This is a genomic window from Rhodobacter sp. P1_C2, from assembly GCF_056406375.1.
The window spans coordinates 408,633-428,614 of sequence record NZ_JBFUAG010000002.1 but is presented as its reverse complement, the minus strand read 5'-3'; the positions used below and the strand labels follow the sequence as shown (position 1 = coordinate 428,614).

The window sequence follows — 19,982 nt, the reverse complement described above, 5'->3', positions numbered from 1 at the left end:
GCGCGCCGCTGATCGACCTTGACGACCTCGACCGCGCCATGCTGCGGGCGCTGGCGCTGGATGGCGCGCTGTCGGCGGGCGAGCTCGGCCGCAGGCTCGGCCTGTCGCAACCCGCCGCCTGGCGCCGGCAGAAGCGGCTGGAGGAGGCGGGGATCCTGAAGGGCCGGCGTGTCGCGGTCGACCGGGCAGCGCTTGGCTTTGGCGTGACGGTCTTCCTTGGCGTGAAGCTGGCCACCAAGGGTCTGGTCTCGCTCGATGATTTCGAGCGCGCGGTGACAGCCATCCCCGAGGTGCAGGTGGTGCAGCATGTCCTTGGCCTGTTCGACTATCGCCTGCGCGTTGTCGCCCGCGACATCGCCGATTTCGAGCGCGTCTTGCGGCGGCGGATCATGACCCTGCCGGGGGTCGGCGGGGTCGAGGCCAATGTGCTCTTGACCGAGGAGCGCCGCTCTGGCCCGATCGGGTGAAATCTGGCTTCTGGCGGTACACAAGGGGCAAGTCCTGCGCTAGTCTGCCCGCAACGCAAGGGGAGAGTCCGATGAAACTGCCGCATGACACCGTCGATCCGAATGGCCTGCAGGAATTTTCGGTGGTCTTCACCGACCGCTCGCTCAACCACATGTCGCAGCGGTTCCAGACGGTGATGCGCGATGTCTCGGGCCTGTTGAAAGAGGTCTACAAGGGCACGGCGGTGGCCTTGGTCCCCGGCGGCGGCACCTATGCGATGGAATCGGTCGCCCGGCAGTTCGGTCAGGGCAAGGTGCTGATCCTGCGCAACGGCTTCTTCTCCTTCCGTTGGTCGCAGATCTTCGAGGCGGGCGGTTTTGCCGCCGAGACCCACGTCGTGATGGCCCGCCGCTCCGGCAACGAGCCGCGCGCCCCCTTCGCCCCGCCGCCGATCGAGGAAGTGGTGGCCAGGATCCGCGAGACCCGGCCCGAAGCGGTCTTCGCCCCGCATGTCGAGACCTCCTCCGGCATCATCCTGCCCGATGGCTATGTGACCGCACTCGCCGCCGCGGCGCATGAGGTCGGCGCGCTGATGGTGCTCGACTGCATCGCCTCTGGCTGCGTCTGGGTGGATATGGCGGCGACCGGGGTGGATGTGCTGATCTCGGCGCCGCAGAAGGGCTGGTCGGCCTCGCCCGCCGCCGGGATCGTGGTGATGGGCCCGCGGGCCGAGGAGCGTCTGGCGTCCACGACCACCAATTCCTTCGCGCTGGACCTGAAGAAATGGCGCAGCATCATGGCGGCCTATGAAGGCGGCGGCCATGCATATCACGCCACCATGCCCACCGATGCGATCCTCGGCATGCGCGATGCGATGCTGGAGACCAAGGCCATGGGCTTCGAGGAAGCCAAGGCCGCGCAATGGGCGCTTGGCGGCGAGGTGCGCTGCCTGCTCGCCGGTCTCGGCATCGCCTCGGTCGCGGCCCCGGGGTTCGAGGCGCCGGGCGTGGTGGTCAGCTACACCGAAGACCCCGAGATCCAGAACGGCGCCAAGTTCCGCAGCGCCGGATACCAGATCGCCGCCGGCGTGCCGCTGCAAGTGGGCGAGGGGGCCGAGTTCCGCACCTTCCGGTTGGGCCTCTTCGGTCTCGACAAGCTCAAGGACATTCCCGCCACGCTCGCCCGCCTGACCGCCGGGCTGGAGTCAGCACTGCCGCCGCGCTAGGCACCCATCCCGGCGCGCGCGTGATCAGCGGCGCTCGCTCCGCGGGGAGTATTTGACAAGGAGCAAATCCCCCCGCACCCCCCATTTGCTCCTTGCCAAATACTCCCGCCGGAGGCCCCGGCCAATGCAGGGCGCAAAGGCTGCAGGATCAGCGCAGGCCCAATCCCGCCCGCATCAGCCCGCGGCGGACCGGGGCGAAGCCGTGCAGCGCGTTCAGGCCAAGGGCGCGCAGGTTGCGCAAGAGGGGCGCCTCGGCCATCGAGGCGCGGTTGAGCGCGTCGATCCCCATGACCCGGGCCGTCACCTCGCCATGACGGCGGTGGTGATAGGCCTGCAGCATCGCCGCATCGCCAAGCCGGTCGGGCGCCTCGCGCGCAAGGTCGAGGAGCGTCGAGAGATCCGCGAGGCTCATGTTCAGCCCCTGCGCGCCGATCGGCGGGACGACATGGGCGGCCTCGGCCATCAGCGCCAGCCTCTGGCCCGACATCCGCCCTGCCAGCTGCGAGATGATCGGCCAGACCATCCGCCGCGAGGCGAGCGTCAGGGGCCCGAGGATCTGGCAGGAGCGGGCGTTGATCTCGGCCTCAAACGCCGCCTCGGGCAGGGTGGCGAGGCGCTGCGCCTCTGCCCCCTGTTCCATCCAGACCACGGCCGAGGCGGGCATGCCGTTGAGGTCGGGCAGGGGCACCAGCGTGAAGGGCCCGCCGGAACGGTGGACCTCGGTCGAGATGTTCTGATGCGGGATCTTGTGGGTGACGGCGAAGGTCACGGCCTTTTGCCCATAGCGGAAGGTCCGCACCGGGATGCCCGCCGCCGCGCGCATGGTCGAATTGCGCCCGTCGGCGGCGATCACCAGCCGCGCCTCGACCTGGGTCTGGTCGGACAGGCTGACGATGGCGCTGTCCTGCCGGGTCAGGAGCGTGGTCGTGGCCACGCCGGGCCGGAAGGTCACATTGGGCAATTCAGAGAGCCGCGCCAGCATCTCGCGCCGCAACAGCCAGTTGGGCAGGTTCCAGCCGAAGGGCTGGTCGGAAAGCTCGCTCGCGTCGAAGTCCTTGATCTGGCGGGGTTCCGCCTCGGTTCCGCCGGCATCGACGATCCGCATGATCTGCAGGGCCGAGGCCTGCGGGCGCAGGCGGGTCCAGAGGCCGGCTGCCTCCAGCACCGCAAGCGAGGGGGTCAGGAAGGCCGTGGTGCGCAGGTCGGCGCCGGGCGCGGTGGCCTCGGTCACCGGCGGCGTCGGCTCGACGCAGAGCACGGAAAACCCGGCGCTGCCAAAGGCCGCCGCGGCGGTCAGCCCGGCGACCCCGCCGCCGGAGATCAGGATATCGGTCGAAATGCGCATGTCAGCCTCCGTTCCCGGCGGAATGTAGGACGGACGCCGGCGAAAGCGAAGGGCCTAGTGCCCGGCGACCGCGATGATCATGGCCAGCATCCCGGCCGTCAGCACCAGGCCCGTCAAACCGAGGACCACCGGGCCGAAGGTGACGATGGCCGCGACCAGCGCCACCAGCGCCACAAGGACCAGCGCGACGAGCGGGAAGATGCGGCTGGTCACCAGGCGGACGATCGGGGTGACGAGGGGGAATTGCTGATAGGCGACCGAGGTGTTGGACATGGGAAACTCCTTTTTCCCGCTCTTACCCCGGATCGCGGTCCAAAGCAGCGGGACGCGGTGTCGCAGTCAGATGATTTGCGAAAGGAAGCCCGCAAGATCATCGGTATGGTGGTGGATGTGGCGCGATTTCAGCGGTTTCGGCGCGACATGGACCGTGCGCATCCCCATCTCGTGCGGGGCGGCTAGGTTGCGGGCGTCGTCCTCGAACATGGCGGCGCGGGTCGCATCCACCCCGTCGGCTGCAAAGATCGCCTCGAAGGCGCCGCGTTCCGGCTTGGGCAGGAAGTTCGCGTTTTCAATGCCATAGACCGCATCGAACAGGCCCGAGAGGCCCCGCGCCTCCAGCACCTTTTCGGCATAGGGCACGCAGGCATTGGTGTAGATGATCCGCCGCCCCGGCAGGGCGGCGATGGCCGCGGCGAGGTCGGGGTCGCGGGGCAGGAGGGAGAAGTCGATGTCGTGGACCTCGGTGAGGTAGGGGCCGGGATCGACATCATGTTCGCGCATCAGGCCGGCGAGCGTGGTGCCATAGGTCTCCCAATAATGCTGGCGCAGGCGGTTGGCCTCGGTCTGGCCGACCCCCAAAGCGCGCATGACCCAGGCGGTCATCCGGACCTCGATCTGGTCGAAGAGCCGGTACTGCGGCGGGTAAAGCGTGTTGTCGAGGTCGAAGACCCAGGTGGAGACATGTGAGAAGTGCTGGCGCATGGCGCGAACTTAGCCGTCTTGCCGCCTTGCGTCCATTGGGGCATGGGTTGATAGGGCGGGCGGGCGGCGCTAGGGTTTGCCGCGACAGAGGGGGAATACATGGCCAAGGACGCCTATACGCTGATCCTGGAAGCGATCGAGAGCGCGGTTTACAAGCCCGGTGACCGGCTGGTGGAATCGGAGCTGGCCGAACGCTTCGGCGTCAGCCGCACCCCCGTGCGCGAGGCGTTGCAGCGGCTGGAGACGCAGGCCATGCTGACCCGCGACGGGCGCAGCCTGATCGTGGCCTCGCTGGACCACAACCAGCTGTCCGAGCTTTACGCCGTGCGCACCGAGCTGGAGGGCCTTGCCGCCCGCCTCGCCGCCCGCCATGCGACCGAGGAAGAGATCCGCGTCCTGCGCTCGATGGTCGAAGAGGACAAGGCGCTGCTGGGTGGTGATCCGGGTGCCCTGTCGCGGGCCAACAAGCGGTTTCACAAGCAGATCCATCTGGCGAGCCACAACCGCTTTCTCGTCCAGCAGCTCGATCTGGTGCACCGCTCGATGGCGCTGATGACCAACACCTCCTTTGCCGCCGAGGGCCGTGACGGGCCGGCGCTGGAGGAACATGACAAGATCGTCGCCGCCATTGCCGCGCGCGATGGCGATGCGGCTTATGGCGCGCTGAAGGCCCATATCTCCAAGGCCTACGAGACCCGCCTGCGCGTCGAGGCGGGAGAGCTGCGCATCCGCTGAGGCCTAGTGAAAGGCGCCATGGGTGGTCTTGTCCCAGTAGAAGGGCTTGTGCAGCATCTCCCAGGCGGCCTTGTAGGCGGCAAAGACCAGAAGCGGATAGTAAAGCGGCATGGTCGCCACCCAGAGCAGGCTGAGCTTCTGGCCCGACCTCTGCAGCCCGAGGCTGCCGACGGCGAGGCTCAGCACCTCGCAGAACATGAAGGCGGCGGTCAGGCTCACCAGAAGCCGCGGGTCGATCATCGCGGACAGGGGATGGCCGAGGCCGAGGAAGAAGGCCCAGAAGGACCAGAGCAGCGGCGCGAACAGGGCCTGGCTCAGGCTGGCCAGAAACAGGATCTGAAAGCCGGCAAAGGCCCGGAACCCCAGATCACGGTAGAGACGCGCCGGATCGCGCATATGGGTGAGGTAGGTCATCATGTACCCCTTGATCCAGCGCGAGCGCTGCTTGACCCAGGGCACGCCGTAGCAATTGGCCTCCTCCAGCGTGGTGGAGGGCAGCATCTCGGTCCGGTAGCCGTGGCGGGCCAGGCGCATGCCCAGATCGGCATCCTCGGTGACGTTGTAGGCGTCCCAGCCGCCCAGTTCCTCCAGCACGTCGCGGCGAAAGAACAGCGTGGTGCCGCCCAGGGGCAGGGGAATGCCCAGCCGCTCCAGCCCCGGCATGACGGTGCGGAACCAGCCGGCGTATTCGATGGTGAAACAGCGGGCGAGCCAGGTCTTGGTCGGGTTGTAGAAGTCGAGGATGCCCTGCAGGCAGGCCACCTCGCGCCCGCGTTGGGCAAAGCGGGCAACGACCTTGCGGATCTGCTGCGGGTCGGGGGCATCCTCGGCATCATAGACGCCGATGATGCTGCCCCGGCACTGGGTCAGCCCGAAGTTCAGGGCGCGCGGCTTGGTCTTGACCCGCCCGGCCGGCACCACGACCAGCCGCATCCAGAACGGCAGATCGGCCGCGGCCAGCGCCTTGCGGGTCAGGTGATCCTCCTCCTCGACGACCAGCACCACGTCGAGCAGATCGCGCGGATAGTCGAGCTTGCCCAGCCGCTTGACCAGCCGCGCCGCGATGTCGCTTTCGCGGTAGAGCGCCACCATGACCGAAACCACCGGCAGCCGCGCCAGACGGGCCGGGTTGGCAGGCTCGGGCGCGGGCCTTCGCAGCGAGGCCACGAGGGCCGTGGTCTTCATCGCCGTCGAACAGGCCAGGGTGAAGACCGCCCAGACCGACAGCACCGCGAGGATCGGGCGCAGCGCCAGAAGGCTCAGGCAGGCGAGCAGAACCAGCATCCGCAGCGTCGCCTGGCTGGCCTTGCGGTAGGTCCGGCAGCTTTCGGGTTCGGCCACCCGGGTTTCGGCCCGACGCGCCATCGCAAAGCCGCGGGCGGCGAGGATGGCGCTTTCGATCCCGGCCGGAGGGGCGAGGGCGGGCAGCACCGGGCCGAGCCGCGCCTCCAGCCTTGTCTTGTGGCGCAGGAAGGCGCCGGGGTCGGCGGCGGCCACCAGCGTCGCATGGCCAAGATGGCGTAAGGGCAGGATGCGCTCGGCCAGGCAGAAGTCGGGGTCGAGCCGGTCGATCAGCCGCGGATCGCCGCTGGCCGACAGATCCGCCGGGCTGATCCCGGTCTGGCGCTGCAGGGCGGCGTAAAGCGCGGTCTCGCCCACCAGCCCCTGTTCCAGCAGAAGATCGGCCAAGGGGCTGCCCCGGCGTTCGGAATGCCGCGCCAGCCCCTGAAGCAGCAGATGCGGCGCAATCACCCCCTCTTGCAGCAGGCGGATGGCCAGACGCTGATCCTCCTGCGGCGGGGCGGGTGCAGGCTGGGGCTGCGGGCCGGGCCGGAACGGCCGCAGCACGCCCGCACCGGCGGCCGTGGCCTCGGCCATCCGGCGGTCCCGCCACATTGCGACGTTGTTCGCGACAACCGTCATCCGCCCCGAGGCTCCCCGCCAGGCCGGCCCGCTGGGGGCCTTTCCGGCAGGATCAGCGGCAAAGAGTTAATTCGGGATTAACGGAGAGGGTAAAATAAGGCGCGATTTGGACATTTCGGCCTCGGGCGGGCGAAAGGGGGCAGGGCTGGGCCCGCCCCGGCCCCGTACACGCGGCTCAGGCGGCGCGACGGGCGCGCATGGCGGCGGCGAATCGCTCGAAGAGGTAGTAGCTGTCCTGCGGCCCGGGCGAGGCCTCGGGGTGGTACTGGACCGAGAAGATCGGCTTGCCATCCACCGCGATGCCGCAGTTGGAGCCGTCGAACAGGCTGACATGGGTTTCCGAGACCCCCTTGGGCAGGGTCTGGCTGTCCACGGTGAAGCCGTGGTTCATCGAGGTGATCTCGACCTTGCCGGTGGTCAGGTCCTTGACCGGGTGGTTGGCGCCGTGGTGGCCGTGGTTCATCTTGACCGTGGTGGCGCCAAGCGCCAGGGCCAGCATCTGGTGACCAAGGCAGATGCCGAACAAAGGCAGGTCGGCGGCCAGAACGCCCTGGATCATCGGCACGGCATAGGCGCCGGTCGCGGCGGGATCGCCGGGGCCGTTCGACAGGAAGACCCCCTCGGGGTTGAGCGCCAGCACATCCTCGGCCGTGGCCGAGGCGGGCAGGACGGTGACCTCGCAACCGGCCGAGGCGAGGCAGCGCAGGATGTTGCGCTTGGCGCCGTAGTCGATGGCGACGACGCGCAGGCCCGCGCCCTCGCGTTTCGTGTAACCCGCGGGCCAGGCCCAGGTTTTCTCATCCCAGCGGTAGCTTTGCGCGCAAGAGACATCCTTGGCGAGGTCGAGCCCGACGAGGCCTTTCCAGGCCCGCGCCTTGGCGACCAGCGCGCCGATGTCGAAGACGCCATCGGGATTATGCGCCAGCGCCACATGCGGCGCGCCCTGCTGGCGGATCGCCCGGGTCAGGCGCCTTGTGTCAAGCCCGCCGATGCCGATGCGGCCCTTGGCCTTCATCCAGTCGAAGAGATCCCCCTTGGCACGCCAGTTCGACGGCTCGGTCGGGTCCCATTTCACCACCATGCCGGCGGCGACCGGCTCGCCCGTCTCGTCATCCTCGCTGGTGGTGCCGGTGTTGCCGATATGGGGGAAGGTGAAGGTGACGACCTGGCCCGCATAGGAGGGGTCGGTCATGATCTCCTGATAGCCGGTCATCGCGGTGTTGAAGACCAGCTCTGCCACCGTCTCGCCCGTGGCGCCGAAACCGCGCCCGAAGAACAGCGTCCCGTCGGCCAGGGCGATGCAGGCGGTGGGCTTTTCTTGTGCTGTGGACATGGGGCGACTCTCTCGGCTTTGGGGCGGCGTCAAACGGGCGGAACCTAAGGGTTGGGGGAGGCCGGGTCAAGATGGCGATGAAATAACAATATCTTGGGATATCAAGTGCTTGATTTTTGGCCGCAGAGTTGCATGGCGGGCGGGGCGCCTCTATGGTGGGGCAGAGACCAGAACAGGGGGGCAGGCGATGACGCTGCGCGAGCAATTGATGGCGGAAATCAAGGAGGCGATGAAGGCCAAGGCGGCCGATCGCCTCTCGGCCCTGCGCCTGATGCTGAACGGCTTCAAGGAGCGCGAGATCGCCCTGCGTGCCGATGGGGTGGAGATCAGCGCCGCGGATGAGCTGGCGATCCTGGCCAAGATGGTCAAGCAGCGTCAGGAATCGGTGAAGGTCTATCTGGAAGGCGCGCGCCAGGATCTGGCCGACAAGGAACTGGCCGAGATCCGCGTGATCGAGGAATTCCTGCCCAAGCAGCTGACCGCCGCCGAAGTCGAAGCCGCCGTTGCCGAAGCCGTTGCCGAAGTGGGTGCCACCTCGGTCAAGGACATGGGCAAGGTGATGGGCCTCTTGAAGACCAAATACACCGGCAGCATGGATTTCGGCGCGGTCGGCGCCCTGATCAAGGCCCGTCTCGCCTGAACCCGCGGCCCCGACGGCGCGCCAAGGCGCCGCGGGCCCTGCTCCCGCCCACCCACCCCGCAGGACCCGCGGCGCCCCCGGCGTCGGGCCCTGCGCCTTCTCCCTCTTCATCCAGACGGAAATATCCCGCGGGAGGTCTGGAGGGCGCGAAGCCCTCCAGCGCCGGGCCCGGGTGCCCCGGACTATAGCCGGGCCAGGCGGCGTTCGAGGTCCTGCTTCAGCGCCACCCGCTCCTCCTCCGTCAGAAAGGCGCCGAGTTCGACCTCGCGCTGATTGCCGGTGAGGGTCAGATACTGTGGCACCGGTCCGGCCGTGGGATGCAGCGTCAGGCGCACCCAATGCGGATTGGCCTCCCAGGACTGGCGCTTGCCGCGCGGGCCGGTGCGGGTCAGGGTGACGAGGGTGGGCGTCAGGGTCAGGACCTCGGTGATCAGGCGGTCCTTGTGGTTGCGCGCCAGGGCGGCCCAGACCCCGGCGAGGGCCAGCGTCAGGAATGGCAGCAGGACCCAGAGCCCGGGATGGCCAAGCTGGCTTGCCAGCGGCAAGAGGAACATCACCGCCGTGATCGAGATGAACCCGACCAGCCCGCGCGGACCCAGGGCCTGGTGCGGCCAAAGCGTCAGCGTCTGCGCCGGGGGCAAGGCGGAAGTGGACCAGCGATAGGGCATGTCGGCAGGATAACCCGTGCCGGGCAAAAGGAAAGAGGCTCCCGCGCGGCTTTCTGGGGGCTTCCCGCGATCAGGGCTGAGTATGGACCACAGCCAGCGTGTTCAGCGGCATGGTGCCGTGTTGGCTGGAAAAGGTCAGCGTCTGACCGCCGCCCTGCGCCTGCCCGAAGCCCGAGATCAGGTACCCCGCCGTATCATAGACCGTCACCCGCCCGCCCTGTGCCACCGCGAGCCGCTGCTTCTCTGGAAAATAGGCATAGCGCATGTCGTTCTGCGCGCCCTGGCTGGCCGGATGGCCCAGAGCCTCGGGCCAGTCGGCGGTGCTCTGGGCAAAGAAGGCCGCCGTCGACTCGGGCTCGGCTTCGAAGAGATGGCCCTCCCGGACCGCGCTGGCCAGATCGGCACAAAGCGCGTCGACCTTGGCCTTGAGGTCGGCGTTGAACATGTCGCCCACCATCACCATGCCGCCCTGCCACTGGCCCATGCCGCCGAGCTCGGCAATGTCGAACTGGGCCTGATAGCCGTTGCCGCGCGCCAGAGCCTCCAGCATCTGCGTCACCGTGGTCTCCGAGACGTGGTGGCGGATCGCGGCTTCCGCCACGAGATGGTGGCCTTCATCGCTCAACAGGGTCATGATCACTTCCTTTCGCTGGCAGGCGGAGGTGGCGGCGCCACATGCGCGGGTAAAGCGCCGGAGGCGTGATCCGGTTCCCTTCTGTTCGAAGCTGTCGGCGCAAACTTGCGTGATCGCGGGCGGGGCCGCGGCAGGCCCGTTTCAAAGGAGGATGTTGCCTGCACCAGCCGTGAAAAAAGCCGGCTTTGCACGCGTGCAATACAGGATAAACCTCTGATAACGATGGATATTCCGTGGCGGAATTAGGAATTTGTTAAGACCCTTCACCGCAACCGCGCAGGCCAGCGCTGCAGAGGACGGTAGGATGGGCAATCTGCCCATCTTCCCGGCGCCGCACCAAAGGTTCCGTCCGGCCCGCGGCGATCCGGCTTGACCTGAACCGCCGCTTGTCCGATCCTCAAACCTCTGATCTCCGCGGGGCCCCATGCCCGAAACCGCTGCGCGACAGCGCAACCTCGCCCTCACCCCGGCGCATGTCGCCAAGGTCCATCGCCCGATGCCGCGGCTGGAGCGTCGGGCCGGTCTGCGCGGCCTGACCGACGCGGATTTCGAAGAGGCGGCGGCCCGGCTGCTCGCCGAGAACCGCGGCGCGCCCTTCTGGGTCTTCGCCTATGGCTCGCTGATCTGGAAACCGGCCTTCGACCATATCGCGGCGCGGCCCTGCGTCGTGCCGGGCTGGCGGCGGTCCTTCTGTCTCAACCTCACCAACTGGCGCGCGACGCCCGAGGTGCCGGGGCTGATGCTGGCGCTTGACCGCGGCGGATCCTGCCAGGGCATGGCCTATCTGATGCCGGGCGATGCGCCGCAGGAACGGATGGTGCGGCTTCTGAAGCGCGAGGTGGATGCCCATGAGGATCTGCCCTGGCAGCGCTGGATCACGGCGCGCTCTGGCGGCGAAAGCTTCCGCGCCCTCGGATTCTGGTGCGCGCCAAGGACGCCGGACCCCGATCTCGTGCGCATCGCTCCCGCCGAGCAGGCGGCGCGGCTTGCCCGCGCGGTCGGGCATGTGGGCAGCTGCGCCGAATATCTTCTGAACACGGTCGAGCATCTGGAAAGGCTCGGCCTGCATGACCGCTATCTCTGGCGGATGCAGGCGCTGGTCGCGGCCGAGATCGAGGCGCTCTAGCCGGCGCGCGGGTGGGGAGCTGGGTCAGGGGTAGACGGGGGCAGGGGCAAGGGGCACTCCGCCAGGGCGGTAGGATGGGCAATCTGCCCATCTTCGCAAAAGCAGAAGGCCCCGGTTTCCCGGGGCCTCGCGGTCTTAGTGGGCGTGGGAGTGGTCCCAGTCTTCCCGCTTCGGCAGCTGCTCGAAGGTATGTTCGGGCGGCGGGCAGGGCAGGGTCCATTCCAACGTGTCGGCATATTCGCCCCAGTAGTTGTTCACGGTGATCTTCTTGCCGTAACGCAGCGACCAGAAGATCATGCCGAGGAAGAATACGAATGAGGCAAAGCTCAGGAAGGCGCCGTAGGAGGAGATCTTATTCCAGTAGGCGAAGGCTTCCGGATAGTCGATGTAGCGGCGCGGCATGCCCTGGCGACCCAGGAAGTGCTGCGGGAAGAAGGTCAGGTTTGCGCCGATGAACATGGCCCAGAAGTGCAGCTTGCCGGCCCATTCCGGATACTCGCGGCCCGACATCTTGCCGAACCAGAAGTAGATCCCGGCGAAGATGCCGAAGACGGCGCCGAGGCTCATCACATAGTGGAAGTGGGCGATCACATAATAGGTGTCGTGATAGATCCGGTCGACGGGGGCCTGCGACAGCATGATCCCGGTCACACCGCCCACGGTGAAGAGGAAGAGGAAGCCGAAAGCCCAGAGCATCGGCGTCTTGAACTCGATCGACCCACCCCACATCGTGGCGATCCAGGAGAAGATCTTCACACCGGTGGGCACCGCGATGACCATGGTGGCCATCATGAAGTAGCTTTGCTGGGTCAGCGACATGCCGACGGTGTACATGTGGTGCGCCCAGACGACGAAGCCCAGGACACCGATCGCGACCATCGCATAGACCATCGGCAGATAGCCAAACACCGGCTTCTTCGAGAAGGTCGAGATCACATGGCTTACGATGCCGAAAGCCGGGATCACGATGATATAGACTTCCGGGTGGCCAAAGAACCACAGGATGTGCTGGTAGAGGATCGGGTCACCGCCGCCGGCCGGGTCGAAGAAGGTCGTCCCGAAGTTGCGGTCGGTCAGAAGCATGGTGATGGCGCCAGCCAGAACCGGCAGCGACAGAAGGATCAGCCAGGCGGTCACGAAGATCGACCAGGCGAACAGCGGCACCTTGTGCATGGTCATGCCGGGGGCACGCATGTTCAGGAAGGTGGTGATCATGTTGATGGCGCCGAGGATCGACGAGGCACCCGACAGGTGGACCGCGAAAATCGCGAGGTCCATCGCATAGCCGTCTTCCTTGGACGAGAGCGGCGGGTAGAGAACCCAACCAACGCCCGCGCCGTGACCGCCCTCGCCACCCGGGGCGAAGACCGACAGCACGCCCAGCGTCGCACCAGCCACATACATCCAGTAGGACAGGTTGTTCATCCGCGGGAAGGCCATGTCCGGCGCACCGACGTGCAGCGGCATGAAATAGTTGCCAAAACCGCCGAACAGCGCCGGAATGACCACGAAGAACATCATCAGCACGCCATGGGCGGTGATGATCACGTTCCACTGGTGCCCGTCGGGCGAGCAGGGCTGGCTGGCGTCAGCCACAAGCCGCAGCCCTTCGGCGCACAGATACTGCACGCCGGGGTTCATCAGCTCCATCCGCATGTAGACGGTGAAGACGACCGAGATGAAACCGACGAGACCGCCGGTGAAAAGGTAGAGAACCCCGATATCCTTGTGGTTCGTCGACATGAACCAGCGGGTAAAGAACCCCTTCTGCTCATGGTCGTGGCCATGGATGGCTGCGTCGGCCATTGGCATCTCCCGTTGTCATTGCCTCATTGGGAACCGGAGTCGCCCCCCGTTCCGCCTAACCGGGTTCTAGTGCCGACAAAGCCATTGGGCAATGGTCAATGGAATAAGAGCACAGGAAATCAAGGGCTCTGGTCTTCACAACACAGCGGCTCAGCAAAACTTGACCGACAGCCCGGACAGCCGCCGTGGCGCGGCGGGGGCAAGGGGCAGGATTTGGGGGCGGTTCCAGCGGGTTAAGCGCCGTGGCCGAAGGCACCGGCGCCGGTCTGGCGGCGCCGGTCTGTGGGCCTGGGAGGGCTTATTGCGCGGGCTTGACCGAGGCGAGGTAGGCCGCGACATCCTCGCCACCGGTGGCGAGCTTGAAGCTCATCTTGGAATGGGCGCTGTCCTTGCCGGTCTTCTTCTTCAGCCAGGCGGTCGGGTCCATGACATAGGCGGCGATCTCGGCCTCGTCCCATTTGGTGCCATCGGCGCCGGCGGCCACGGTATCCTCGCCATATTTGAAGCCGGGGAAGGTGCCGATCTGGCGGCCCACCACGCCGTACAGGTTCGGCCCGATGATGCCGCCCTTCTGGATCGCGGTGCCGTCATCGGCGATGATCGAATGGCAGGCCTTGCATTTCTTGAAGGTCTCCTCGCCGAGCTTGGCATCGCCGGCAAGGGCAGGAAGGGCGAGGCTGGCGAGGGCGGCGGTCAGGACCAGTCCGGAAAGCAGCGTTTTCATCGGGTAAACCTTTCGGAAAGGGCCGGGCTGCACGGGTCAGCGTCCGGCCGGAAGAATGCGGCGCGGTCAGGGCCAGAGTGATCCGAAGCGTCGGGCAAGACAAGAGTGCAGAAGGGGGCGGAACGTCGCATGTGCCGCAGAAGGGGCCTCAGCGCGGGTCCGCGTCGCGGGGAGCAGGCTCGGGGAAATGCAGCGGGAATTCGGCGAGGAGGGCCGCGTCCAGATCCTCCAGCGTCACCGGCAGGCCGAGATCGACGAGGCTCGTCACCCCATGCTCGCGGATGCCGCAGGGCACGATGCCCGAGAAATGCGACAGATCCGGTTCGACATTGATCGAGATGCCGTGGAAGCTGACCCATTTTCGGAGCTTCACCCCGATGGCGGCGATCTTGTCCTCGCGCAGGGTGCCGTCGGGGTTGGGGGCCTTGTCGGGCCGCGTGACCCAGACGCCGACCCGCCCCTCGCGCCTTTCGCCCGTGACGTTGAAGCGGGCGAGGGTGCCGATCACCCAATCCTCCAGCGCACGCACGAAAAGCCGCACGTCGCGGCCGCGCTGGTTGAGGTCCAGCATCACATAGGCCACCCGCTGGCCCGGCCCGTGATAGGTATATTGCCCGCCCCGCCCCGCCACGAAGACCGGAAACCGGCCCGGATCGGTCAGATCCTCGCCCTTGGCCGAGGTGCCGGCGGTGTAAAGCGGCGGATGTTCCAGGAACCACAGCGCCTCGGGCGCGGTGCCGGCCGAGATTGCGGCGACCCTCGCCTCCATCGCGGCCAGGGTTTCGGCATAGGGCGCAAGACCGGGAAGATGGCTGAGTTCGGGCATGCTGCCTATCTAGGGATTCGGGCCGTTCAGGGCAAGCGCCTGGGGAGGGGCTTTGCCCGGGGCGTCAGCCCCGGTCCAGAAGCCGCGGGCCCGGCCCCTCGCGGCCCTTCACATCCTGCGGATTATAAAGCGCGCAGCGGTCGAGCGACAGGCAGCCGCAGCCGATGCAGCCGTCGAGCAGATCGCCCAGCCTTTCGAGCGCGGCGATCTTGGCGCCGATCTCGGCGCGAAAGCCGGTGGCGATGCGCGTCCAGTCGGCTCGGTCGGGGGCGCGGTCGGCGGGAAGGCTGGCCAGATGCCCCGCGATCGTGGCGAGCGGGAAGCCGAGGCGCTGCGCCGCCATCGCAAAGGACAGCCGCCGCAGATCGGCCCGGCTGTAACGGCGATGCCCGCCGGCATTGCGGCCGGGGGCGAGGATGCCATGCGTCTCGTAGAATCGGATTGCGGAGACGGCGAGGCCGGTCCTCGCAGCCAGGGTGCCGATGGTGAGGGATTTCGGCGCTGTTTTTGGTAGCGAAGATTCGGGCTGCGAAGATTCGGGAGGCGGCTGCATTTTGTGCTTGATCTCAAGTTAACTTGAGGAATTAGACAGTCTGTCGCCGCATGAAACAAGGAGATTATCATGACGCGACTGGAACATGTGAACGTGACGGTGAGGGATTCGGTGGCCACCGCCGGGGTGCTTTGCGATCTCTTCGGCTGGCACATCCGCTGGCAGGGCAGGGCCAAGGCCGGCGGCTGGACGGTGCATGTCGGCTCGGACGAGCATTATGTGGCGCTCTACACGCCGCTCGACGTGCCGGCTGCGGCACCGGACCCAGGGGGGATTCTCTCTGGCCTCAACCACATCGGCCTTGTGGTGGCGGATCTCGACGCGGCCGAAGCCCGGATCAAGGCCGCCGGATATGTCACGGAAAACCATGCCGATTACGAACCGGGCCGCCGTTTCTACTTTACCGAAGCGAACGGGGTGGAGATTGAGGTGATCTCTTACACGAAGGTGTAAATTGCCTCTTTCCTTCCGCTTTGGGCTTCGTTAATAACCCCGCACCCAAGCCGGATTAGTGCGGATGTGGCGGAATTGGTAGACGCGCAGCGTTGAGGTCGCTGTTCCTTAACCGGAGTGAAAGTTCGAGTCTTTTCATCCGCACCAATCCGGCTGGGCATGTTGACGAGAGACCGCGATGCGGGACGCTCGCAACGCCCCTCGGGGCAAGGGCCGCAGCGGCCGACCTCCTTCCGAAACACCCTAAAATCTGAATAAAACCCGCCATTTAACCGGCTGTTAGCGGCTGTCGGTGCAGTCTTTCCCCGCCGGGGGGTGTGCCCGGTTGGGGAAGGGTGCGATGGCGGGGATTTCGGGGTTTGGCGTGCCAATGGCGCGTGGCAACGCGTTTGCGGCTTGCGGTGGTGATGAGGGGCTTTCCGGCCCCGTGACGCTGCGCGCGCTGATGGCGGGGCGCTAGGTCATGGCCACAACCTTCAACTGGATCTACCTTGGCAGCTCTGGCACGCAGCTTGACCCGCTGGAGCTGAACACCGTTGCCGAAAACGTCGGCTCTCTGGTCGGCAAGACCTATGGCGCGGTGGGCGACCCGCTCTACCACCATGTGACCTCGGTCACGGTCAACGATCTTTCGGGGGCGAGCGGCTCGCTCGATGCCGACAATGCCCTGACCTGGGACAGTTTCACCACCAACATCGGCACCGGCACCGCGACCTACAATTTCGACACGATGGTCGTGGTCGACGGCACGATCACCTATGCCGATGGCACCACGGCGACGGGCTCGTTCAAGATCGTGCAGGATTCGACGGGCAAGCTCTTTCTTGCCCCCGATACCGGCGCGAGCAGCCTGACCACGCTGCTGGAGGCCAAGCCGATCGTGTCGCTGTCGATCACGGCGGCCAACGACAGCACCGCCTACAACATGACCGACGACCGGCTGATGACCGGCTTCGACGACGGCTATGTCGATGGCACGGCGGGCGGCGATCTGATCAATGGCAGCTATGTCGAACCCGTGGCGGGCGGCACCGACAAGGTCGACAACAACGATGCCGGGGTCGGCGTCGTCGGCAATGACGACATCATCCGCGCCGGGGCGGGCAGTGACAGCGTCTATGCCAATATGGGCAATGACACGGTCTATGGCGGCGACGGCAACGATCTGGTCTATGGCGGCAACGGCAATGATTCCCTGCTGGGCGAGCTGGGCGACGACACGCTTTACGGCGATGCGGGCAATGACACGCTTCTGGGCGGGGCGGGCAATGACCTGCTGGACGGCGGCGCCAATGACGACCTTCTCTATGGCGAGGACGGCAACGACACGCTTTATGGCGGCACCGGCAACAACACGCTCTACGGCGGGCTGGGCAATGACAGCCTTTACGGCGGCGATGGCAACGACAGCCTGAGCGGCGATGACGGCAATGACACGATCTATGGCGGGCTGGGCAATGACAGCATCGCCGGCGGGATCGGCAGCGACAGCCTGATGGGCGACGCCGGCAACGACACGATCTATTTCGGCGCCGGCAATGACACGGTCTATGGTGGCACCGGCGATGACCTGATCGACGACCAGAACGGCGCGGTCCTGACCGGCGAAGTCTCGATCGACGCGGGCGACGGCAATGACACGATCTGGGCGGGCGACGGCAACGGGGTGATCTATGCCGGCCTCGGCAACGACCTGCTTTATGCCGAGGGCGGCAATGACAGCATCTATGGCGGCGGTGGCAAGGACGAGATCTATGGCAGCAAGGGCAATGACGTCATCTATGCCGGCGACGGCGATGACACGGTGCATGGCTATGCCTTCGAAACCTCGGTCACCGGCAATGCCGACAATGACCTGATCTTCGGCGAGGCCGGCAATGACGCTCTGGCCGGCGACGAGGGCGACGACACGGTTTATGGCGGGGCGGACAATGACCTGATCTGGGGCTGGTATGGCAATGACAGCCTGAGCGGCGACGATGGCAACGACCAGCTTTACGGCGAATATGGCAATGACACGCTTTATGGCGGGCTGGGCAATGACCAGCTTTATGGTGCGAACGACAACGATTCGCTTGGCGGTGACGCGGGCAATGACACGCTTTACGGCGGGCTTGGCAATGACACGCTCTACGGCGGCACCGAAAGCGATGTGCTGAGCGGCGATGACGGCAACGACCTGCTGTCGGGCGGCGACGCGGACGACACGCTGAGCGGCGGCATCGGCAATGACACGCTTTACGGCGACCTTGGCCAGGATTCGCTGGCGGGCGATGCCGGCGACGACCAGCTTTACGGCGGCGACGGCAATGACAGCCTGAGCGGCGGGGCCGGCAATGACCAGCTTTCGGGCAAGAACGACGCCGACCTGATCGACGGCGGCACCGGGGATGACGCGCTCTGGGGCGATGATGGCAATGACACGCTGTCGGGCGGGCTGGGCAATGACATGGTGCAGGGCGGCGGCGATTCCGACCTGATCTATGTCACCGCGGGCGAGGGCAGCGATCTGCTTTTCGGCGGTGAAAGCGGGCTCGATTCGGACACGCTCAGCCTTTCGGATGGCGGGACGGGGCAGGGGGTCAACGTCACCTTCAACGGCTGGGAATATGGCACCTATACCTATGCCGGCGGCGGCTCGGGCCAGTTCTGGGAGATCGAGGTCATCTCGGGCACCAGTGCCAACGACACGATCACCGGCGGTGGCGGCGGCGCGCTGACCCTGCTGGGCGGGGCGGGCAATGACCTCGTCAGCGGCGGCGATGGCAATGACCTGATCTATGGCGGCACCGGCGCCGATCTGTTGGGCGGCGGGCTTGGCGATGACAGCCTGCTCGCCGGGGATGGCAATGACAGCCTGAGCGGCGGCAGCGGCAATGACTATCTGGCGGGCGAGGCGGGCAATGACACGCTGGTCGGTGGCGCCGGGGCCGATCTTCTGGACGGCGGCGCCGACACCGACCTGGCCGATTACACGGCCTCGGGCGCCGGGGTCACGGTCAACCTGACCACCGGCCTTGGCACGGGCGGCGATGCGGCGGGCGACACGCTGAGCGGGATCGAGAATGTCACCGGCTCGGCCTTTGCCGATGTGCTGACCGGCGACGGCGGGGCGAACCTTCTGACCGGCGGCGATGGCGCGGACCAGCTGTACGGGGCGGCGGGTGACGATCAGCTGACGGGCGATGCCGGCAATGACCAGATCTGGGGCGGCGATGGCAATGACACGCTGTTCGGCGGCGCCGACAATGACAGCCTGAACGGCGATGCCGGCAACGACCTGCTCTATGGCGGCGATGGCAAGGACACGCTTTCGGGCGGGGCGGGCAGCGACAGCGCCTATGGCGGCCTCGGCGACGATGCGCTGATGGGCGGCGGCGGCAATGACCTGCTGGCCGGTGGCGACGGCAACGACGTTCTGACCGGCGGCTCGGGCGAGGACAGTCTTTACGGCGATCTCGGCGACGACAACCTGGCCGGCGGCTCGGGCAATGACGCGATCTTCGGCGGCACCGGCAATGACACGATCGACGCCGGCACCGGCAATGACACGCTGAGCGGCGGCGACGGCAACGACCTGTTCCATTTCACCGCGCTGGGCGGGGCGGATCAGATCAGCGATTTTGGCATGGCTCTGACCAATGGCCATACCGCCGACCAGCTGGATGTCTCGGGCCTGACCAACGCCGATGGCACGCCGGTCAAGGCCTATGACATCGCGATCTCGGACGACGGGCATGGCAATGCGGTGCTGACCTTCCCCGATGGCCAGACCCTGCTGCTGAGCGGGATCAGCCCGGCGACGGTGGCCGCCCCCGGCATGTTGCAGGCGATGGGGGTGCCCTGCTTTGCCAGCGGCACAAGGATCGCCACGCCCGGCGGCCTGACCCTTGTCGAGGATCTGCGCCCCGGCGATCTGGTCCTGACCGTGGACGGCACGGCACCGGTGCTCTGGCACGGGCAGCGCCATCTGACGCCTGCCGATCTGGAGGCGCGGCCGGAATTGCGCCCGATCCGGTTGAAGCAGGGGCATTTCGGGTTGGAGCGTGACCTGATCCTGTCACCGCAGCATGGCGTTCCTCTGGGAGAGGTGCTGATCCGCGCCCGCCATCTGGCCGAGGCGGGGCGTGGCGCCCATGTCGCCCGCGGCATCCGCGCCGTCACCTATCACCACATCCTTCTGCCGCGCCACGCGCTCCTGCGGGCCGAGGGCGGCTGGAGCGAAAGCTTCTACCCCGGGACCGAGGCCTTGCGCGCGCTGGGCTGGGCCGACCGCCTGACGCTTGCGCAGGTGATCCGCGCCGGGGCCGGGCCACAGCCCCCCGGTCCGGCGGCAGAGCTGTCCGCCCTTTATGGCCCGCGCTGCCTGCCGCTTCTGACCGGGCGGGCGGCACGCAGGGCGCTCGGGCGCAAGGAGGAGTCGTTTTTGTCGGCTCAGGGACAGAATCCGACCGGTTTGCCGGGGCAGATTCGCGCCACCCAGCCCGCCTGAGGGGCAGGAACGCAGGTGCGACGTGCCACTTTTGTACCCGCCTTGTCGTTATTTTGGCCATTTCCGGCGGA

18 protein-coding genes and 1 tRNA gene are annotated in these 19,982 nt (G+C 66.8%); 8 read left to right on the top strand and 11 right to left on the bottom strand.

The features are described from left to right. The first annotated feature begins 8 nt into the window (after positions 1–8). Together AC1DZT_RS04795 and AC1DZT_RS04790 are read left to right on the top strand one after the other, a co-directional pair. Positions 9–467, top strand: a complete 459-nt coding sequence (locus AC1DZT_RS04795) for an Lrp/AsnC family transcriptional regulator (protein ID WP_478005514.1) — start codon at positions 9–11, stop codon at positions 465–467. Positions 468–538: 71 nt separating this feature from the next. Beyond that, positions 539–1,672: an aminotransferase class V-fold PLP-dependent enzyme gene (locus tag AC1DZT_RS04790; protein WP_478005458.1), complete on the top strand. Its 1,134-nt coding sequence runs from the start codon at positions 539–541 to the stop codon at positions 1,670–1,672. Positions 1,673–1,820: 148 nt separating this feature from the next. Here AC1DZT_RS04790 and AC1DZT_RS04785 read toward each other — a convergent pair whose 3' ends face one another. The 3 genes from AC1DZT_RS04785 to AC1DZT_RS04775 form a co-directional block, all read right to left on the bottom strand. Then, entirely contained in the window at positions 1,821–3,017 is a 1,197-nt protein-coding gene (locus AC1DZT_RS04785) for a UbiH/UbiF family hydroxylase (protein WP_478005457.1), read from the bottom strand. A gap of 54 nt (positions 3,018–3,071) precedes the next feature. Further along, complete coding sequence (locus AC1DZT_RS04780) at positions 3,072–3,290, bottom strand: hypothetical protein (protein WP_478005456.1); 219 nt, start codon at positions 3,288–3,290, stop codon at positions 3,072–3,074. Between the two features lie 66 nt (positions 3,291–3,356). After that, a complete protein-coding gene (locus AC1DZT_RS04775) occupies positions 3,357–3,998 on the bottom strand; it encodes a pyrimidine 5'-nucleotidase (protein ID WP_478005455.1) in 642 nt (213 codons plus the stop codon). A 99-nt stretch (positions 3,999–4,097) separates the two neighbouring features. On the opposite strand from AC1DZT_RS04775, the gene AC1DZT_RS04770 reads away from it, so the two are divergent. Next, positions 4,098–4,733, top strand: a complete 636-nt coding sequence (locus AC1DZT_RS04770; RefSeq protein WP_478005454.1) for a GntR family transcriptional regulator — start codon at positions 4,098–4,100, stop codon at positions 4,731–4,733. A gap of 3 nt (positions 4,734–4,736) precedes the next feature. On the opposite strand, the gene AC1DZT_RS04765 is transcribed toward AC1DZT_RS04770, so the two are convergent. Beyond that, positions 4,737–6,611, bottom strand: coding sequence for a glycosyltransferase (locus tag AC1DZT_RS04765; RefSeq protein WP_478005453.1), 1,875 nt, complete (start codon positions 6,609–6,611; stop codon positions 4,737–4,739). A 220-nt stretch (positions 6,612–6,831) separates the two neighbouring features. Further along, positions 6,832–7,989, bottom strand: a complete 1,158-nt coding sequence (gene carA, locus AC1DZT_RS04760; RefSeq protein ID WP_478005452.1) for a glutamine-hydrolyzing carbamoyl-phosphate synthase small subunit — start codon at positions 7,987–7,989, stop codon at positions 6,832–6,834. A gap of 187 nt (positions 7,990–8,176) precedes the next feature. Here carA and AC1DZT_RS04755 point away from each other — a divergent pair, with 187 nt between their 5' ends. Beyond that, on the top strand, positions 8,177–8,629 hold the full coding sequence (locus AC1DZT_RS04755; protein ID WP_478005451.1) for a GatB/YqeY domain-containing protein: 453 nt from the start codon (positions 8,177–8,179) through the stop codon (positions 8,627–8,629). Between the two features lie 182 nt (positions 8,630–8,811). Here AC1DZT_RS04755 and AC1DZT_RS04750 read toward each other — a convergent pair whose 3' ends face one another. After that, positions 8,812–9,297: a DUF2244 domain-containing protein gene (locus AC1DZT_RS04750; protein ID WP_478005450.1), complete on the bottom strand. Its 486-nt coding sequence runs from the start codon at positions 9,295–9,297 to the stop codon at positions 8,812–8,814. Between the two features lie 70 nt (positions 9,298–9,367). Next, complete coding sequence (locus AC1DZT_RS04745; RefSeq protein ID WP_478005449.1) at positions 9,368–9,931, bottom strand: hypothetical protein; 564 nt, start codon at positions 9,929–9,931, stop codon at positions 9,368–9,370. Between the two features lie 424 nt (positions 9,932–10,355). Here AC1DZT_RS04745 and AC1DZT_RS04740 point away from each other — a divergent pair, with 424 nt between their 5' ends. After that, positions 10,356–11,057: a gamma-glutamylcyclotransferase gene (locus AC1DZT_RS04740; RefSeq protein WP_478005448.1), complete on the top strand. Its 702-nt coding sequence runs from the start codon at positions 10,356–10,358 to the stop codon at positions 11,055–11,057. A 135-nt stretch (positions 11,058–11,192) separates the two neighbouring features. Here AC1DZT_RS04740 and ctaD read toward each other — a convergent pair whose 3' ends face one another. From ctaD to soxR, 4 genes are all read right to left on the bottom strand, one after another. Then, on the bottom strand, positions 11,193–12,863 hold the full coding sequence (gene ctaD, locus AC1DZT_RS04735) for a cytochrome c oxidase subunit I (RefSeq protein ID WP_478005447.1): 1,671 nt from the start codon (positions 12,861–12,863) through the stop codon (positions 11,193–11,195). Between the two features lie 298 nt (positions 12,864–13,161). Beyond that, positions 13,162–13,587: a c-type cytochrome gene (locus tag AC1DZT_RS04730; protein ID WP_478005446.1), complete on the bottom strand. Its 426-nt coding sequence runs from the start codon at positions 13,585–13,587 to the stop codon at positions 13,162–13,164. A 148-nt stretch (positions 13,588–13,735) separates the two neighbouring features. Then, positions 13,736–14,413: a lipoyl(octanoyl) transferase LipB gene (gene lipB, locus AC1DZT_RS04725; RefSeq protein ID WP_478005445.1), complete on the bottom strand. Its 678-nt coding sequence runs from the start codon at positions 14,411–14,413 to the stop codon at positions 13,736–13,738. A gap of 64 nt (positions 14,414–14,477) precedes the next feature. Then, positions 14,478–14,966 (bottom strand): redox-sensitive transcriptional activator SoxR, encoded by a 489-nt coding sequence (gene soxR / locus AC1DZT_RS04720; RefSeq protein WP_478005444.1) that lies wholly within the window; start codon positions 14,964–14,966, stop codon positions 14,478–14,480. A 66-nt stretch (positions 14,967–15,032) separates the two neighbouring features. Here soxR and AC1DZT_RS04715 point away from each other — a divergent pair, with 66 nt between their 5' ends. From AC1DZT_RS04715 to AC1DZT_RS04705, 3 genes are all read left to right on the top strand, one after another. Next, complete coding sequence (locus AC1DZT_RS04715; protein ID WP_478005513.1) at positions 15,033–15,419, top strand: VOC family protein; 387 nt, start codon at positions 15,033–15,035, stop codon at positions 15,417–15,419. Positions 15,420–15,479: 60 nt separating this feature from the next. Next, a tRNA-Leu gene (locus AC1DZT_RS04710) sits at positions 15,480–15,566 on the top strand. Positions 15,567–15,882: 316 nt separating this feature from the next. Further along, positions 15,883–19,911 carry a Hint domain-containing protein gene (locus AC1DZT_RS04705; protein ID WP_478005443.1) on the top strand — a complete coding sequence of 1,343 codons (4,029 nt, stop codon included), beginning with the start codon at positions 15,883–15,885 and terminating at the stop codon, positions 19,909–19,911. Positions 19,912–19,982 lie beyond the last annotated feature (71 nt).

Coding starts and splice junctions, on each gene's coding strand:
- AC1DZT_RS04730 (WP_478005446.1), bottom strand. CDS start 13,587: ATGAAAACGCTGCTTTCCGGACTGGTCCTGACCGCCGCCCTCGCCAGC.
- AC1DZT_RS04770 (WP_478005454.1), top strand. CDS start 4,098: ATGGCCAAGGACGCCTATACGCTGATCCTGGAAGCGATCGAGAGCGCG.
- AC1DZT_RS04750 (WP_478005450.1), bottom strand. CDS start 9,297: ATGCCCTATCGCTGGTCCACTTCCGCCTTGCCCCCGGCGCAGACGCTG.
- carA (WP_478005452.1), bottom strand. CDS start 7,989: ATGTCCACAGCACAAGAAAAGCCCACCGCCTGCATCGCCCTGGCCGAC.
- AC1DZT_RS04780 (WP_478005456.1), bottom strand. CDS start 3,290: ATGTCCAACACCTCGGTCGCCTATCAGCAATTCCCCCTCGTCACCCCG.
- AC1DZT_RS04765 (WP_478005453.1), bottom strand. CDS start 6,611: ATGGCCGAGGCCACGGCCGCCGGTGCGGGCGTGCTGCGGCCGTTCCGG.
- AC1DZT_RS04740 (WP_478005448.1), top strand. CDS start 10,356: ATGCCCGAAACCGCTGCGCGACAGCGCAACCTCGCCCTCACCCCGGCG.
- AC1DZT_RS04705 (WP_478005443.1), top strand. CDS start 15,883: ATGGCCACAACCTTCAACTGGATCTACCTTGGCAGCTCTGGCACGCAG.
- AC1DZT_RS04790 (WP_478005458.1), top strand. CDS start 539: ATGAAACTGCCGCATGACACCGTCGATCCGAATGGCCTGCAGGAATTT.
- AC1DZT_RS04755 (WP_478005451.1), top strand. CDS start 8,177: ATGACGCTGCGCGAGCAATTGATGGCGGAAATCAAGGAGGCGATGAAG.
- AC1DZT_RS04745 (WP_478005449.1), bottom strand. CDS start 9,931: ATGACCCTGTTGAGCGATGAAGGCCACCATCTCGTGGCGGAAGCCGCG.
- AC1DZT_RS04785 (WP_478005457.1), bottom strand. CDS start 3,017: ATGCGCATTTCGACCGATATCCTGATCTCCGGCGGCGGGGTCGCCGGG.
- ctaD (WP_478005447.1), bottom strand. CDS start 12,863: ATGGCCGACGCAGCCATCCATGGCCACGACCATGAGCAGAAGGGGTTC.
- lipB (WP_478005445.1), bottom strand. CDS start 14,413: ATGCCCGAACTCAGCCATCTTCCCGGTCTTGCGCCCTATGCCGAAACC.
- soxR (WP_478005444.1), bottom strand. CDS start 14,966: ATGCAGCCGCCTCCCGAATCTTCGCAGCCCGAATCTTCGCTACCAAAA.
- AC1DZT_RS04775 (WP_478005455.1), bottom strand. CDS start 3,998: ATGCGCCAGCACTTCTCACATGTCTCCACCTGGGTCTTCGACCTCGAC.